The following is a 16,893-nucleotide window of genomic DNA, read 5'->3' as shown; positions in this document are numbered from 1 at the left end:
TATTTATGTTCAATTTAGATATTGAAAAAACATTAAATAAATACAACTTTATTATCGGACTAGATGAAGCAGGACGAGGTTGTTGTGCTGGACCTCTTGTTGTAGCAGGTGTTGTGCTTCCTAAAAATTATCAAAACTCTCTTATCAATGATTCAAAAAAACTAACTCCAAAAATGCGTGAAGTAGCTTTTGAGCAAATTATCAATGATGCATTAGAATACAAAATTCTTTTTGCGTCAGCAAAAACAGTGGATTTGTTAAATCCAAAACAAACGTCAAGACTTCTAATGGAACAAATAGTGAAGCAAACCAAAAATATAGACTTCATAATCACTGATTTTGAAAAATTAAGCATTGAAAATATTCCACAACTAAATTTAGTCAAAGGTGATTCTCAATCATTGAGTGTTGCAGCTGCTTCAATATTGGCTAAAGTAAGTAGAGATAGATATATGTGTGAAATTGCAAAAATTTATCCTCAATATAACTTTGAAGAACATAAAGGTTATGGAACACAAAAACATCAAGCGCTTATTGAAAAATATAATGTGTGTCCGGAGCATAGAAAAACGTATAAAAATGTTAAAAAGGTATTAAATTTGCAATAAAAAACTTGTTTTTTGTTAGCATTATTAAAAGGAGAAAAAATGAATTTTGCAGATAAATTAAAACAAAGATATACAGTCAGAGAGTATGACACAACCAAAAAAATATCTTCAGAAGACTACAAAAAAATAATGGATGTTATTAATTCAGCACCAACATCATCTAATTGACACTCGTCAAGTGTTATTGTAGTAAGGGACAAAAAAATCCTTGAAAAATTAGGACAAGCAAATAAATACACTGGTTCAATTAAGACATGTGATATGTTTCTTGTTTTTGTTGCTGACTTCAATAGAATGCAAATTGCTCATAGAGATTTCAGTGAATATGAGTATGATAAACATTCAAGTGAAGCATACACTGTAGCAGTTGGAGATGCATTTATTCAAGCAACAATGGCTCAAGATGTTGCACAGGAATTAGGCCTTAGTTCATGTTTTTTAGGTCTTGCTCGAACAATGGAAAAAGATCTAATTGAAGCATTAAATATAAAAGGTCAAGCATTTCCAGTTATTGGTTTATCAATTGGTTATCCATTGAATAAAGGTGAAATCAAACCAAAAATGAATAGAATTTTTTGAAGACAAATATGACATCAATAGACTTGAAAGCGATATCAATTTATACGACCAAGAATTAGCAAAATATTTTGCTAAAACCATGCCAGATAAAAAACCATGAAGTTGAAAAGAAGCTACAATTAAATCTGCATCAAGTTATAGAATGGACACTAAATTAATTGAAGAAATTTGAGGATTAAAACTTCAAAAATAAGCTAAAAGGCTTATTTTTTTATAAAAAAACGCCTAAAAATAGGCGGTACATTTGAAGTTATGCTTCAATGGCGGCTCATCGCTATAAAAGTATATCAAAACTCAACATATCAAGACAAAAAATCCTAATTTAAAGCTTTGATATTTTATCTTGGTAAAATTAATCTGTGAGGTGAAAAATGAAAGAAATAATATATGACTATCCATATGTTTTTAAGGACAATGGAAACGATTCTGAAAATATTGTGTTTGTACACGGGTTCAATTCAGGACCACATACATTCAGTATTTTCGAAAAATACTGAACAAAATGCAACTATTATGCAATTCAATTCCCTGGAAACAATGGTGTAAAAGCAGTTAAGGGACATGATTTATCAGTACCACAATTTGCTAAATTACTAGTTGAATTTGTTGAGAAAAACAATCTAAAAAATGTAACATTAATAGGACACTCGATGGGTGGTGCAACAATTTCTCTTGCATACAAAATGAAGCCTAATTTATTCAAAAAAATGGTTTATATTGCTCCAATGAATAAAACTTCTTTATCAACTGCACCAACATATGAAAAAACCTATTTCCCAAAAACATTTGATGAATTTTTAGTGTTTTTAAGTGTGCTTTACTATGATATTTCTAAGTTTACATCAAATGAAAAATGAATGAGATTAACTAAAGCAACATTCGATGCTGATTCATTCAATAATGCAGATGTAGTTAGATTAGGTAAATCACTACCTGTCCTTGAATTGCATGAAAAAATTGAAGAAGGTTTAAAATCAATAACAGCGCCTACATTATTGATTTTAGGAGAAAAGGACGGTGTTATTGATCGTGATAATTGTCTAAAATATTTCAATGAAGTTGTTAAGGATGTAAAAACAATTTATATTCCGAAAACCGGACATATGATGTTTGAAGAAAACTGAGATGAATTTATTTCAATTTTGGAACCATTTTTAGATAAGTAATTTTACCAATATACACATATTTAAGTACTTAACGTAAAAAAGCTAGTTTGTATACTAGCTTTTTTTATTGCTCATTTTCAATTCTGGATACTGCAATATCAAAGTATTTTTTGTCTAACTCACAACCTAAAAAATTCCTGTTATTTCGTATTGCTGCAACACCTGTTGAACCAGAACCCATAAAACAATCTAACACTGTACAGCCTTCATTAGAATACATTAAAACTAACTTTTCCATTAATTCAACCGGTTTTTGTGTTGGATGTAAATAAATGTTTTCTTTAGCGACATTTAAAACATTGTTCAATGTATTGCTATACTTTGAACCTTCAAGTTTAATTCCCGAAGAATTCTTTTTTTCATTGTTTCAGATTTCTTTAAGATGCGAATAAGAAACAAAATCTTTTCATTTGTTAATTTGATATTTATCTATAAGTTGATTATAAAGTACTTCACTCAAAATACCAAAATGTTCGCCTGTATAATAGAATCAGAATTCAAGTTTTCTGTGACCTAATTCACTATGAATCTTCCTTCTCGGTTTATTGATGAATTTAAGCATTTGTTGCGCATATCATCGACAAAAATGGACAGACTTATCAATCTCAATACTTTGTGAAATATTGTTAAATATTCTTTTTGAATTCGCTTTTTCGTTGTGAATAAAAATAGCGATATTTTCAGTGAAATTAAGGGGCATTTTACTTGCATGAAAACCTTGTGCAGCATTGTTTTTAACTCAAATTAACTCATATTTGTAATCTTTGGTATTTGATAATATCATATTTGAATAAGTAGGGTTTTGACCAAAACACGCTATTGTTCCGCCATCTTTAATTATTCTATTAAAACGAGCAAACAAATCGACTCAATCAATGTTTGTATCTCAATCAATCTTTTTCTTTTGACCAGATAAAATCATTCCATTTATTTTTCCATAAGGTGGATCAATACATATGAAGTCAATGCTTTTGTCCGGGATTTCGTCTAAAAATACTCTATAATCAATATTTTTTATATTAAATGTTGGTTTCATATTTAGACCTTATCTAATGAAAATATTTTTTTTGGTAAATTTAATAGATGAAACACTGTAATTATCTACAATTTTTTGAACGTCATCCACCTGAATTTTAAATGTTAAAACAGAACTAGAATTCTTTCCTTTTTGTTGTTCAATAATGCCTAAATTTCTCATTAAAGCTTCAGTACCATTATTTAAAACAACACGAAGTCTAAAAACACTATTACTACCATCAGTATTTTTAAGTCTAATTGAAGAATTTTTTGTTTCGTATGTTGTGTTTTGATCTAGTTTTTCAAACTCTTTTCTTATTCACATTGTATCTAAAAAGTGTATATCATCTTCTAAAATGTCTTCGTCTGGTGAATTAATATAATCTCTAATAACATCAACTGTGTCGCGTTCTTTCTCAAATATTTTTTGAAAAAGTAGATTAATAGTTGTGTAATCAATGTTATTGATTATTTTGTTTATTTCCTCATTAATAACATTTTTAAAAGAATTTTTATCAATATTTCGATCAATTTTTTCTATTTTGTCTTTGTAGTTTTGCAATAACTCAAGTATTGATTTTTTTTCATCGCTTTCTCAATGTTGAATATTTGATACATACGAATCATTTAAATTATCAGTATCAATATCACTATAAACATTATTAATTGTTGTATTAATCAAATCAAATGTACCGTGATAACCGGAATTAGCATCATACTTTTTTGACTTAACAGAAATATTTATATTATTTTCAATATCCACAATATCTGGTCTATTAGAAGTGCCACCCAGCAAAACAAAATTGAATTCATTGTGAATTTGTCTGCCTAGTATTTTCTCCAATCTATTTCTTATGCTAATTGAGTTTTTTTTATCATTAAATCAATCAAGAACCTTAAATTCACCATTTGTTCCAATATTATGCGCTTGTCCTTTATTTAAAAATGCCATCACACCTCCTGTCTATCATATACATTCACTAAATTTGTTTAATTCTGATACCGCAATAATAAAATCGGCATAACCGATTTATTATTATTCATCAATTTCAATGTTATGGTAAACCTCTTGAACATCGTCATCATCTTCAAGTTTTGCAATAAATTCTTTGATTTTTTCAGTCTTTTCAGCATCAAATGAAACAGTTGAGTTAGCTCAATAAGTTATTTCACATTGAAGAAAATCACTGATACCTAAATCATTTTCAATGGCTTGTTTAAGTCCTGGAAATGCTTCAGGAGCACAAGTAATTAAATAAGACTCTTCACTGGTGTCAATGTCATTAGCTCCATTTTCAAGTGCAGTTAGGGTTATTGTATCTTCATCAATTAAATCGTGAGCTATTTCAAGAACACCAACAAAATCAAATTGAAATGGTACTTGTCCAGTTTTGCCTAAAACAGCGTTTTGGCGATTAAATAATGCAGCCATATTTGATTTTGTACGATTCATATTATCGCTTAATGTTTTAATTAAAAATGTTGCACCACCTGCGATAGTTGCATTGAAAAGTGTTTCTACAAAGCTTGCACCTTCTTTTGCTTCTCCTTTGGCTTTTGCTAATGCTCTCTCAATATTTGCTTTAGGCATATTTTTTGATTTTGCTTTAGCAATTGCTAATTTTAGACTTGGATTTGAATCGGGGTCTGCACCACCTGGTCCAGTAGCAACAACATAAATCTCTTTAAATAATTTTTGGAAAATTTTACCACGAGCTCTATCTTGAGCTCCTTTTCTATGTGCTATATTTGCTGAATGTGAGTGTCCTGCCATTTATTTCTCCTTTAAAAATTCTTCAATAGTTTTTGGTCGGTAAGCTTTTTGTCGTTTGTGATGTGTAGCTTTGTGCAACCCTTCAATTCTTAATTTTATATTACTATTCAATAAATCTAAATTATTATTTAAATAATTATCTAATTCATTATATGAAAAACCTAGTTCATCTTCATCACTTTGACCTTCTCAAAGTCCGGCTGAAGGTTTTTTATTAATTATGCTATCTGGTACATTAAGGAATTTAGCCATTAAGCGCACTTCGTTTTTAAGCAATCTAGATATAGGTAATATATCAACACCACCATCGCCATGTTTAGTAAAATAACCTATAAAAATTTCATCTTCATTGTCAGTTCCTGACACTAGATAATTGTGTTGTTGAGCTAATGCATAAAGAGCAGTCATACGAAGACGTGGTTTAATATTGCTTAAACTCATTTTGTTATTAACCATTGTAAAACGTGTAATTTCGTCAAAAGTTGACTTCAAATTTACTGTTATTGTTTCAAGATTAATATTGCTTTTTAATTCTTCAATGTGTGCTAAATCAAAACTCATATCATCAATAGGCATAATTACTCCAAGAGTATTATTTGGAAATGCTTTTTTAGCCAATGCAGCTACCAAAGCACTATCTATTCCACCTGAAATACCTACAACAATACCTTTGCAATGTGCTTTTTTTACTCTTTGTTTAAGTCAGTTAATTAAATAGTTGGTATAAGACTCAATTCTTTGTTGTTGAGGTTGAGAAACTAAGTCATTATTTTTTCTTAAACCAATTCGTGGAGAGGCCATTTAAACCTCCTTTCAAGACATATATATAAATTATATTTTGAAACAAAAAATACAAGACAATTAAAGCTTTTAATGAATATTTTAATTGAATTATTTGCTTAATTGTTCAGTTATAAATTAATTATTCGCTTTCTATAGTTGAATTTTGTCTCTGTTTAATTGCATTAGTTAAGTTGTTGTCTTTATATGCGCTAAATATTAGTTCTCTAATTTTAGTCATAAAATAGTCATCACTGTTTAGTTTTTCTCACATTGATGAGCTCATCTCGCACATATATTTGTATGTTTCGGGATCAATGGCTAAATTTGGCATCTTTAGATAACTTGAAAGGTCTTTTTCTTTGAATGTTTTAATGTGCTCTTGAATGTCTTTTCACTCAGCAGTCTTATTGAATTCATTGAACAAGTTTGCTCCATAAAATACTGAAAAACGTGTATTTTCGTTATTTATTGTGGTGGCAAAATTATTAAAATAATCATAATTAATTGAGTAATTGTCTTCAACAAATCATATGCTGTAGTTGATCTTGTAATCAATGTAATTCAATTGTAAAGCTTTAATTCTTTGTTCAATATTTGCACTTAGTTTTTCAATATCGCCAGACGATAAAACATCGCGTTTTTTAGCAAATATAAGATTTAACGTCTTTGAGTTTTTATCAATGAACGCAATAGAAGTTCTAAATCTTACAGTGACTGTTTTTTGTGTAATTTCTTCAGGCGATAAAAGTTTTTCATCAGTATTCTCGGTATTGAGATAGCGCAAAACAAATGATTTTTTAACATACTCAATACCTTCGTTTTCAAATGACTGACTAATTAAAAATTCAGCACACTCAATCAAAAATTTGTAGAATTTATTTTCTTGAGATCTAATGAAGGCTTGCTCCAGTTTAGTGATAAGGTTAAATGGTTGCAAATTAGAATCATATCTATATGGACAATTAATTATTTTTTGTAATAATTTAGGACCATTTCCATTTAATAATATTGAGTTTGCACGCAGTTCAAAGCTTGTATAATCCATAATTTCCTTTCGTAAAGTACTCAAAAATGAGTATTTTGGTAAAATGTTCTTCTTTATATTTACTTTAATTAATTATAATTAAAATATAATCATATAACTAAAAAAGTAGCTTTGCTACTTTAGAATTTGTTTTCAGGAATGTATAGTTTACCATCAACTGATGCTACATTAGATACAGTGATTAATGCATTTTTGTCTACTGATCTAACTTTTTTAATAAGTCTTGGAATTTGTTTGTAAAGTGTAATTGATGAAAGAATTTTTGTTTTTGCACCTGAATAACCACCTTCACCAACAGTGACTGTAAAACTATTAATTGTTTTTTGGTCACCAATAATTGCAGCTTTAATAGCACTCATATGAGGTGAGTAAATTTTACATTGCACAACTTTAAATCTAGGGAATAATTTGTTTAAAAATATCACAAAAATAAAGTTTGAAACAAATGTTGAAACAAAGTTAGGCGATAAATACATTGATGGTTTTCAAGCTAATGAATTAAGTGAATTAATTGCTTCAAGAGCTTTACCATATTCGAATGTACCTTTTACAGCAACACTAGCTGCTAATTGTTCAGGTTGAACATGTTTAAATGAATCAATTAACAATGAACCTGGTAAATATGAACCTATAAACACTGCTATAACCAATATTACTAAGTTAATATAACCATTAATTGTTCCGAAATTTTTACGTTTAACAACAGACATATATTCACCAATAATACCTGTTACACCTGCTGAACCACCTATAATAGCAATAACAGCAAAAAATCATGCTAGCACTGCACCATAAACAACACCAAAAATAATTTGAGCAATTACATTACCTGCGTCATTTCATGCAAGTGGAATTAATGATCACATTTGGCTTTTGTTTCCAAAATATTCTTTAGTGATATGATCTTTTAATTTTTCAGGTATATCATTGTGAGCAAAGTTACCAATTATATAGAGTTTATCAGTGCCTGGAATTTGTCCAATTAAGAATGATACAAGACTAGACACAACAAGAAATAAAATAGTTAAAAGTGTAAATATTTTTCCTGTTTTCTTTCAACCAAAAATAAATATTGGAATTGATAAGATTATGTACAAAATTCAGAATAATGCGTGGTCAATAACATTATAAATTTCAGGTGTGATTGATGGATTATTTTTTAAAAGTACGTTTGTTATACGTGCAGCTGCTTGACCAAAAGCAGCAGCACCAAAGTTATAAATCCCTGGATTTTTAACAAAAAATACACTGATAATACCAAATATAACTGCTAAACCTGAGGTAATTGTGGCAAGTTTTCACATTGGCATCGGAGCATAAAAACGAGATAATTTCAAAACAAAGTTTGACATTTTTGTATATTTGTAATTTGTGTTTTTACGTTCAACTCTTTTAACGACAGGATGGCCATCTTCTTGAGTAAAAATGTCTAAATCGGCATTATTAACTGTATTTTGTTCCTGATTTTGATCATCATTTACATGTTTAAAATTATTTTCTTTTTCCATTTTCTCTCCTTTCGATAGTATAAAAAAACACTAAAAAAAGCTTTAGTCTTCTATAATTATAATTCAAAAATTAGAATAATTTAATATAATATTAAATAGTTTAATTAAGGAGGCAAAATGAGCGAAAATAAAGAGTATGGCGCATCGAATATCAAGGTGTTAAAGGGACTTGAAGCAGTTCGTGTTCGACCTGGAATGTACATTGGTTCAACAGGATTACGCGGTCTACACCACTTAATTTGAGAAATAGTTGACAACTCAGTTGATGAATGTATGGCTGGTTATGCAAATTTTGTCTCAATTACACTTACACGTGATGGTTATGTTGAAATTGAAGATAATGGACGGGGAATACCGACGGATATTCACCCTGAAACTGGTCTTTCAACTGTTGAAACAGTTTTGACTGTTTTGCACGCTGGTGGAAAATTTGATACTGAATCATATAAAGTTTCAGGTGGTTTGCATGGTGTAGGTGCCTCAGTTGTTAATGCATTGAGTACAGACTTAGAAGTTTGAGTAAAACGTAATTCTAAATTGCACTATGCAAGATTTCAAAACGGTGGTCAAATTGTTAATCATCTACAAGTTATTGCAGACGTTGATCCAAATGATACAGGTACAAAAATTAAATTTAAACCAGATTTTAGCATTATGGATGAACACCCTTTTGACAAAATTGCAGTTATTGACCATGCTAAACAAATTGCTTATCTAAATAAAGGTTTAAGAATTCAAGTTAGCGATGAGCGAGATAACACTTCAGCAGAATACCGTTTTGAGGGTGGAATAATTGACTATGTTAAAGAACTTAACAAAGGTCAAAAATTAATTCACAATGATGTAATTTATGCTGAAGGCGAGTACTCATTAGGACAAGATCCTGCTGTATATGTTGAGGTTGCAGTTCAATATAACACAAAAATCACTGGCAATGTTGTAAGTTATGCAAACAACATTATTACTGGTGAAGGTGGTACTCATGAAAGTGGTTTTTACGATGCATTAGTTCGATTGATTAACTCGTATGCGTTGCTTAATTCTTACATCAAAAACGAGGACGAAAAATTAACTCGTGATGATATTAAAGAGGGTATTGTTGCAATTATTTCAATCAAACACACAGATCCAATATTTGAAGGCCAAACTAAAGGTAAACTTGGAAATAAAGATGCTAGAATAGCCGTTAACAAAGTGTTTAGTGAGTCTCTTGAAAGATTTTTAAACGAAAATCCTGCTGAAGCAAAATTATTAATTCAAAAAATGCTTGATGCACGTAAGTCGAGACTTGCGGGTCAAGCTGCTCGTGATGCTGCAAGACGAAAAACTGTTTTTGATTCAGGTTCACTTCCTGGAAAATTGGCTGATTGTTCTTCAAAAAATGCTGAGATTTCTGAGTTATATATTGTCGAAGGGAATTCTGCTGGTGGTTCAGCCAAAAACGGTCGAAACCGTGAAACACAAGCGATTTTACCTTTGCGTGGAAAAGTTATCAATGTTGAAAAAAACACTCCAAGCAAAGTTTTTGCAAACGCAGAAATTCTTTCGTTAATTTCTGCACTAGGTACTGGAGTTGGCGAAGAATTCAATATCAACAAATTAAGATATCACAAAATAGTTATTATGACCGATGCCGATGTTGATGGTTCACACATTCGAACACTGCTATTAACATTTTTCTATAGATATTTTAGACCTCTAATTGAGTATGGTTTTGTGTATATTGCTCAACCTCCTTTATATAGATTGCAGCAAGGTAAAACACTCAAATATGTGTATAGCGATCAAGAAAAAGATCAATTATTAGCTCAAATGAATGATGGACAAAAAGTTACTGTTCAACGTTACAAAGGTTTAGGTGAAATGGATGCTGAACAGTTGTGAGAAACTACTATGGACCCTGACAATAGAAAAATGTTACAAGTTCAAATAAGTGATGCTGCTCAAGCTGACTGAGCTTTTACAACATTAATGGGGGATGAAGTATTTCCGCGTCGTGAATTTATTGAAGCAAACGCTAAGTATGTAAAAAATATTGACTTATAGCATTTTTGCAAAAAGTTAAAATATTAGTGTTTTTTTATTGAAAAATTCATTTTTTATAATAAAATGTTTTTATAAATAGAAAAGAGGTAAGTATGTTTAGAGAATTAAATGAACAAGAATACAAAGAACAATTCCTTCCAGAACACAGCGATTATGTTATTGTTTTCCATGCAACATGATGTCCACCATGTAGATTATTTAAATCAACATTAGAAGAATTATCTGAAAAAGATGGTATTAATGTTGTACGTATTGATACAGACAAAAACAGAATGCTTTCGAATGAATTTGGTATCAAAACTCTTCCAACATGATTTATTATTAAAGGTGGCGAAGTTGTTGAAAAAGGTTCAGGATATATGCTATATGCTGAATTTCAAACAATTGTTAAAAAACATCTTTAATTTAAACAAAAGACCAAGATAAAAATGCAAAGTCGCACGTTAAAAACGTTCGACTTTTTTTGTTATCCGCAACTATATGTTTGCTTTAAGCGAAGAAAAATGTACAATGAAATGTATGAAATTTAAAAATAGTGATCATGAAGCGATTGAATATATTACAAAAAAATTGAGTGAAATAAAAATAACTTTATCACCTCATAATGAAGATGGTCGAATAAATTCTGCATTGGATGAACAAGAGATTATTAATCAAATAGCGATGAATAATGAATTGAATGATTTTTTTAATAAAAGAGGTATAAAACTAATAATTCCAAAGATCAGACATTGATTTGATTTGGCATTAGAGACTGATAATAAGCTTATTCCTATAAACATCAAAACAACCTATATTGATAAGGGTCGTAGCGATAATCTAAACTCAAAATTAGGTGTATATTTTGCATTAACAGGTAAAGCACCAGAATTTGATAATCAAATAAATTGAAGCAAATATTTTATGGAGCTTAAGCAAAATATGCAACCAAATAATGAAGACTATTATTTTATTGTGATAAATAAAAACGATACAAGCGATTTATTTTGAAATTCTCTTAAACAATTAAAATCATTAACTCCAAATGGTAATAACCTACCTTTTCAATGTGTTTGAAGCGACAACCGTCAAAAAATTGAGCGTACATTTGAACAAGCAAAGAAATTTATACTTGACAATTTTGCTGAAAGCATCAAAAAAAGAGCTCAAATCGAGCACGATTTCTTTGAATATTTTGAACAAAATATTGATAATTAGCAAAGCATCGCATGTAAAATGCTTTGAGAAAAGTGAAATCTACCGTCTTTTTTAATTCCTGCTTTTTCTCAATCAAAATTATTTAATTTATCCATCAGATCTTTGGTTTCATTGATATTGCTAAATGTGTAAATAGCTAACACTGCGGCATCATAGTGAATAAATTCGTTTTGTTTGAGATTTTCAAGCATATAAAAAGGATGTTCGTTTCTTGTTTTTGTATTTACAAAAATCATGTACTTAAAGTTTTTAGGTGCTTTAGGTACTGGTCTAATTCACTTTTTAGGTTCATATGTAATCTTTATAGTTTGTTTTGTTCGTTCAGTCTGAGAGTCGACTAAGTCAATTGGTCCTGAAGAAAGATTATTTTTAAAACCACTTGCACCACCTACTTTTATCACTACATCAGTAATAGACACAACCCTATTTCCAAAAATAATTTTGCCATTACTCAAAAAATAATCCAATTTTTGAGGATGGTTTTTTTGTTTAACAATTTTAACTATTGCAGTAGGAACGGCAGCATTTTGTCAAATGTTTTCAGGCATCTGTTCTCAATAAGTGATTGAAAAATCATGAAATATTTTTTTATTTAATTCTTTTGCAGATGAATTAGTAAAAATTGAACTTGAAACTATTCAAATAAGTTCTCCATTATCATTAAGATCATCAAGAGCCTTCTGTAAAAAGAAGTGAAATAGGTTGGGTTTATGAACAAGAATATTTGATTGTGGTTTTTGATATATATTTTTGAATTCTACATATGGTGGATTACCGATTATCACGTCTGCTTTAAATTTAGTTTCAAAGTATGATTTTACCAAAGCGCCTTTATGAGCAATGTTTTGGTCAATTTCTACTCCAATCACATTGTCATATTTTTTTATTAATTCAAAGTAAAAATTACCAGTTCCCGATGAAGGTTCAAGAACTAAATTAGGTTTGTTAAATGTAATTAAATTGACCATTTTTTTAACAATATTTAATGGTGTAAAAACCTGTCCTAAGCGCTCTTTATTCATATATATTTATTTTATATTAATGCATATTTTTTAGTCAAAAAAGACTGAAAAATTATTTAGTATAATAGAGCAATATGAAACTAATAAGCGACAATAGAAAAGGTCTGTATGGCCATAACATCATTGAAAAATATGAAGTTGGTATCGTTTTACAAGGTTGAGAAGTTAAGTCAGCCCGCGCAAATACTGTTCAACTAACTAATGCTTATTGTTTTTTTCGCAAAAATGAACTTTTTTTATGTAATGCAACATTCAAACAATTCATGCTTGTAAAATGTGATGAAACACAAGACCGCAAACTTTTAATGCATAAAAATGAACTGCTACGTTTGCAAAGCAAAAAAGATAAAATGGGTAATGCAACTGTTTTGCCTGTAAAAATTTATTTTGCTAATAATTCAAAAATTAAACTTGAAATTGCACTTGTGGTTGCTATGAATAAAGCAGACAAAAGACAAGAAATGAAGAAAAAAGATACTGAAAAATATCTTCGTAAAGTTATGCAAAACTACAAATAAAAACAGAGAAATCAATCAAAATCTCTGTTTTTTATTGAAAAACTACTTGTTTTGTGTAATTATCATTGGTTTAAACACAATTTCTGAAGGTTCATTAAAGTTGTTTTCTGCTTTTTTAGTTTCTTGTTCAGTTATGATTCCTTCAATGTGTTCACCAATCTTTTGATAGTCAATGAAAATTTTTGTTTTGTATTTTCGCTGAGTATCATATATTGAACTTGTACCTATATCAGTAAGGCGCAATTGATTATCGTTTGAACTAACTAAATTGATAAATGATTCGTGCGTTGAACACACAACATTAACATGTCCATTATCAATAAGGTATTTTTGAAATCGTTGAACTTCATATATTTTTTTATTATCTATTAAATATCGTTCGTATAAAACTCCATTTTTTTCGCAAGCTTGTCTAAATCCTGAAAATCTTAAGTCTTTTTGGCGTGGTGAAAGTTTGTAGTCGTCTGCATAAATAAGTTTTTGACCTTCTTCAATATAACTAATAAATTTTTGTGTTACCGAGAAGAAAGCATTCTCAACATCGACATCTATTCAGTTTAATCCTGTAATTTGTTCACCATAAATAACAAGCGTTGTTTCAAAAACATGCTCTTTAATATATTTAATAATTTTATCGTTGTCAAAACTTGGCAAAAATAGCACAATTGCATTTGGTTTTCAAGACATACAATATTTGATTATCTCAATAAAGTCTTCTTGCTCAGGTGTCGAGTGAATAATAAACACCTTTTTATTGCGATTTCTTGCACTTTTCTCAATACCAGTAATAATGTGGTTATATGCATTTTTAAAAGTTTCAGGAACAATTGTAAATATAGAACGACTTCTCCCTTTAATAAGTCTTGCTCCATTATTCGGATAATATCCATGCTCCTTAACAACTTTTTCAATTTTTCCACGAGTTTTTTTACTTACATAACCACCATTGTAGTATCTAGAAACAGTTGATATTGACACTTTAGCCAATTTCGAAACATCTTTATATGAAAAACTTCTCATAATTTAATTATATAAAATTATTACCATATTTTTTTGTTTCTTTTATAATATTTATGCTAATAGAACAATAACGTTGTAAACTGGTCAGGATGGGAACATAGCAGCCACGTCAATAGTGTTGTGTCTGTTAGCTTTTTTTTACACGTTTTTGAGTACTTTTAGCAAAATTGCTCTGCTTATAAATAAATTGATTAAACATAAAACGTCTGAAATTAAAAATTTTAATTATTGTGTGAAATATAAACAATGGAAGTTAAACCATATTTTTTGAGTTTTTGAATGCATGATTTTTTTGGTAACTTTATTTTATTTACATCATCAATTTCAACAACAACAAGGCCATTAGATTCTAAAAATTTATAAGAAAAAATAAGTTCTAAAACTTGGTTCAATAATTCCACTTCACGATAAGGCGGATCAACAAAAATATACTTGAATTTGATTCCTTGTTTGCTATTTAAAAAATTTAGTGCATCAGTGCAATAAACATCAGCATTTTTAATATTTAGCGAGTTAAGATTTTGATTAAGAATATTGAAAACTTTTTTTTTGCTCTCTACAAAGATGCATTTCATTGCTCCATTACTTAATGCTTCAATACCTAATGAACCCGAACCTGCAAAAATGTCCAAAACTATTGAATTTTCAATATCAAAACGCAGTGCATTAAAAATTGCTTCACGCACTGAATCTTTTGTTGGTCTAGTAATCTGCTCATTTGGTCTTTGCAATAGTCTGTGTCTATATTTTCCTGAAATTACTCTTAGCATCTAAACTCCATTTATTTGTGTTATTATTATAAATATGAATTATAAATTGAAAGTAAAACAATTTAATATTGTTCAGTTGCCTAACAAAGTTTTGAGAAAAAAATCTCACGATGTCCCTTGACCTCTAAATGATGAAGATAAACAACTCGCCGAAGCAATGATCTATCATATTGATAATAGTCAACAAGAGGATACTGAATATCAACCTGGAGTAGGTGTTGCGGCTGTTCAATATGGAATATTAAAAAATATGTTTTATATTAATTTTAGCGACCAAGATTCACCTCTTCTTGAAGGAAAGCAAAAAACATTGCGCGACTTGTTTATTAATCCAAAAATTATTACAAAAAGCGATTTTAAAGCTTCTTTAATTGAGGGTGAGGGTTGTTTGAGTGTTGGAAGCAATATCAAAAACCAACGTGGATATGTTTATAGAGCAAACCGAATAATTTTTGAAGCATACTCATATTTTCAAAATAAATGAGTGCGAGTAGATTTAACTGGATATTTAGCAATTGTTGCTCAACATGAATTAGACCATTTAAATGGCAAATTATTTATTGATCATATTAATAAATCAAATCCTTTTAAGCAGGTGGAAAATTCACGTTTAATAGACTAGCAAAGACACAAATGTGTCTTTTTTAATTATTAATTAAAAATAAATATATAATAATTTTTATGAATGACTTTATAACTAAACTTTCTAACTTTTTTGTAGGCAATCACAATTGATTAGCATACCTAGTAATAGGAATTTATGCAGTATTAATCTTGTTAGCTGTGCTTTGAGGTGTAACTAAAGGATTTTGACCTTCATTTATTCTATTGATGCTTACATTAGCCTACTCAATTGCAGGTGTAATCTTTGTATCTAAATTTAGCCTCATTGAGCATATCACACTGCCTGATGCGAAAATAAAAGAATATTACATGAAGTATAAAACAGAAATAGATGGTGTTGTGGCCGGTATTTTACTCCTTGTAATATTCATACCAGCACACATAATTTCTTTAATTATTGCTGATTTAGTTTCAACACTTTCACGAATAACTGTTAAAAAATTGAAAAAAAGAGACAAAAAAGTCGGTATTCATAGAATAACAGGTGCTTTGGTTGCACCAATAACCGTACTTCCTTTATCGATGAGTATTTCTAATATTGCAGGTGTTGGAGGACCTAATAAAGTAATTGAAATTAATGACAAAATATTAAGTGGCATATCTAATGGAAAAATTATTGGTATATCAAGACTAGTGCCTCTTTTTCAAACATTTATTGAACTTAAAAATCAAAACATAAAAATAGAAAAAATTAAAGACATTTCTGATGTTTTTAAAGACTCAAAGGTTGAATATGATGTGGAAAAAAATGCAGTTGTAGTAACACCTTTTCCAAAAAAATTAAACCCTGATCAAACAAATTCAATTAATGAAGTAACAAAAACAGTTGATGTATTAGTAAGCGGAATAACAAAAACTGATGAATCATTCAACGTATTCAAAAAAGAGTTAAAAAACATTCCAATAACCGATAATCAAAAGAAACAAGTTAAACAAAAAATTACTGAATTCGTTGATGTGGTAAAGAAACATAATCAAGACGCTGATAGCGTAAATGTTGATGTTGTTCTTCCACCTAATATAAACAAAATCGGAACCAATATACCACCTGAAAAACGTGATGCAGTTGCCGATGAATTAGCAAAAACATTTCTTGGAGATGATGTTGATCAAGAAACCAAAAAAATCGCTAAAAAATTCTTGTCGGCCTATCTAGATAATAAAAAAGTAAAAAAACACAAAAAAGCTGCTCAAAGCAACCAAATTTAATAATTAA

Annotated in this window: 19 protein-coding genes and 1 other RNA gene; 11 read left to right on the top strand and 9 right to left on the bottom strand. The window is 29.4% G+C overall.

Annotation, left to right across the window (positions count from 1 at the left end; genetic code table 4):
* The first annotated feature begins 5 nt into the window (after positions 1 to 5).
* The 4 genes from E1I18_RS01005 (at position 6) to E1I18_RS00995 (ending at position 2,353) form a co-directional block, all read left to right on the top strand.
* A complete protein-coding gene (locus E1I18_RS01005) occupies positions 6 to 608 on the top strand; it encodes a ribonuclease HII (protein ID WP_141483749.1) in 603 nt (200 codons plus the stop codon).
* Positions 609 to 647: 39 nt separating this feature from the next.
* The gene (locus tag E1I18_RS01000; protein WP_235888471.1) at positions 648 to 1,208 is read left to right on the top strand and encodes a nitroreductase family protein; all 561 of its coding nucleotides are present in this window, start codon (positions 648 to 650) and stop codon (positions 1,206 to 1,208) included.
* Positions 1,153 to 1,380, top strand: coding sequence for a hypothetical protein (locus tag E1I18_RS03800; RefSeq protein ID WP_235888470.1), 228 nt, complete (start codon positions 1,153 to 1,155; stop codon positions 1,378 to 1,380). The genes E1I18_RS01000 and E1I18_RS03800 overlap by 56 nt, the downstream gene beginning before the upstream one ends.
* Positions 1,381 to 1,558: 178 nt before the next feature.
* Positions 1,559 to 2,353: an alpha/beta fold hydrolase gene (locus E1I18_RS00995; RefSeq protein ID WP_141483748.1), complete on the top strand. Its 795-nt coding sequence runs from the start codon at positions 1,559 to 1,561 to the stop codon at positions 2,351 to 2,353.
* Positions 2,354 to 2,417: 64 nt separating this feature from the next.
* On the opposite strand, the gene E1I18_RS00990 is transcribed toward E1I18_RS00995, so the two are convergent.
* The 6 genes from E1I18_RS00990 to E1I18_RS00965 form a co-directional block, all read right to left on the bottom strand.
* A complete protein-coding gene (locus E1I18_RS00990; RefSeq protein ID WP_211334691.1) occupies positions 2,418 to 3,389 on the bottom strand; it encodes a DNA-methyltransferase in 972 nt (323 codons plus the stop codon).
* A gap of 9 nt (positions 3,390 to 3,398) precedes the next feature.
* Positions 3,399 to 4,322, bottom strand: coding sequence for a hypothetical protein (locus tag E1I18_RS00985; protein ID WP_141483747.1), 924 nt, complete (start codon positions 4,320 to 4,322; stop codon positions 3,399 to 3,401).
* 84 nt (positions 4,323 to 4,406) lie between these two features.
* Entirely contained in the window at positions 4,407 to 5,144 is a 738-nt protein-coding gene (locus E1I18_RS00980; RefSeq protein ID WP_141483746.1) for a YebC/PmpR family DNA-binding transcriptional regulator, read from the bottom strand.
* Positions 5,145 to 5,945 (bottom strand): NAD(+) synthase, encoded by an 801-nt coding sequence (gene nadE / locus E1I18_RS00975; protein ID WP_141483745.1) that lies wholly within the window; start codon positions 5,943 to 5,945, stop codon positions 5,145 to 5,147.
* Positions 5,946 to 6,066: 121 nt separating this feature from the next.
* Entirely contained in the window at positions 6,067 to 6,972 is a 906-nt protein-coding gene (locus tag E1I18_RS00970) for an HpyAIV family type II restriction enzyme (protein ID WP_141483744.1), read from the bottom strand.
* 119 nt (positions 6,973 to 7,091) lie between these two features.
* Positions 7,092 to 8,480, bottom strand: a complete 1,389-nt coding sequence (locus tag E1I18_RS00965; protein ID WP_141483743.1) for a DUF2179 domain-containing protein — start codon at positions 8,478 to 8,480, stop codon at positions 7,092 to 7,094.
* 117 nt (positions 8,481 to 8,597) lie between these two features.
* On the opposite strand from E1I18_RS00965, the gene gyrB reads away from it, so the two are divergent.
* The 3 genes from gyrB (at position 8,598) to E1I18_RS00950 (ending at position 11,723) form a co-directional block, all read left to right on the top strand.
* The gene (gene gyrB, locus E1I18_RS00960; RefSeq protein ID WP_141483742.1) at positions 8,598 to 10,526 is read left to right on the top strand and encodes a DNA topoisomerase (ATP-hydrolyzing) subunit B; all 1,929 of its coding nucleotides are present in this window, start codon (positions 8,598 to 8,600) and stop codon (positions 10,524 to 10,526) included.
* A gap of 92 nt (positions 10,527 to 10,618) precedes the next feature.
* Positions 10,619 to 10,930 (top strand): thioredoxin family protein, encoded by a 312-nt coding sequence (locus E1I18_RS00955; protein ID WP_141483741.1) that lies wholly within the window; start codon positions 10,619 to 10,621, stop codon positions 10,928 to 10,930.
* A gap of 115 nt (positions 10,931 to 11,045) precedes the next feature.
* Positions 11,046 to 11,723: a restriction endonuclease gene (locus E1I18_RS00950; RefSeq protein WP_141483740.1), complete on the top strand. Its 678-nt coding sequence runs from the start codon at positions 11,046 to 11,048 to the stop codon at positions 11,721 to 11,723.
* Here the strand turns inward: E1I18_RS00950 and E1I18_RS00945 are convergent.
* The gene (locus E1I18_RS00945; protein WP_141483739.1) at positions 11,720 to 12,745 is read right to left on the bottom strand and encodes an N-6 DNA methylase; all 1,026 of its coding nucleotides are present in this window, start codon (positions 12,743 to 12,745) and stop codon (positions 11,720 to 11,722) included. The two genes, E1I18_RS00950 and E1I18_RS00945, sit on opposite strands and share 4 nt — an antisense overlap.
* Before the next feature lie 74 nt (positions 12,746 to 12,819).
* On the opposite strand from E1I18_RS00945, the gene smpB reads away from it, so the two are divergent.
* Positions 12,820 to 13,263, top strand: coding sequence for an SsrA-binding protein (gene smpB, locus E1I18_RS00940; RefSeq protein WP_141483738.1), 444 nt, complete (start codon positions 12,820 to 12,822; stop codon positions 13,261 to 13,263).
* Positions 13,264 to 13,305: 42 nt separating this feature from the next.
* On the opposite strand, the gene E1I18_RS00935 is transcribed toward smpB, so the two are convergent.
* Positions 13,306 to 14,283, bottom strand: a complete 978-nt coding sequence (locus E1I18_RS00935; protein ID WP_141483737.1) for a LacI family DNA-binding transcriptional regulator — start codon at positions 14,281 to 14,283, stop codon at positions 13,306 to 13,308.
* A gap of 50 nt (positions 14,284 to 14,333) precedes the next feature.
* Here E1I18_RS00935 and ffs point away from each other — a divergent pair.
* Positions 14,334 to 14,423, top strand: an RNA gene (gene ffs / locus E1I18_RS00930) — signal recognition particle sRNA small type.
* 81 nt (positions 14,424 to 14,504) lie between these two features.
* Here the strand turns inward: ffs and rsmD are convergent.
* Positions 14,505 to 15,053, bottom strand: a complete 549-nt coding sequence (rsmD, locus tag E1I18_RS00925; RefSeq protein ID WP_141483736.1) for a 16S rRNA (guanine(966)-N(2))-methyltransferase RsmD — start codon at positions 15,051 to 15,053, stop codon at positions 14,505 to 14,507.
* A 34-nt stretch (positions 15,054 to 15,087) separates the two neighbouring features.
* Between rsmD and def the strand changes: the two genes are divergently transcribed.
* Both def and E1I18_RS00915 read left to right on the top strand, forming a co-directional pair.
* Complete coding sequence (gene def, locus E1I18_RS00920; RefSeq protein ID WP_141483735.1) at positions 15,088 to 15,675, top strand: peptide deformylase; 588 nt, start codon at positions 15,088 to 15,090, stop codon at positions 15,673 to 15,675.
* A 59-nt stretch (positions 15,676 to 15,734) separates the two neighbouring features.
* Positions 15,735 to 16,886: a hypothetical protein gene (locus E1I18_RS00915; protein ID WP_141483734.1), complete on the top strand. Its 1,152-nt coding sequence runs from the start codon at positions 15,735 to 15,737 to the stop codon at positions 16,884 to 16,886.
* Positions 16,887 to 16,893: the final 7 nt, after the last annotated feature.

The organism is Mycoplasmopsis mucosicanis, from assembly GCF_006546935.1.
Classification (GTDB): Bacteria; Bacillota_I; Bacilli_A; order Mycoplasmatales; family Metamycoplasmataceae; genus Mycoplasmopsis; species Mycoplasmopsis mucosicanis.
The sequence above is the reverse complement of the archived record's forward strand: the minus strand, read 5'-3'. Positions and strand labels throughout refer to the sequence as shown.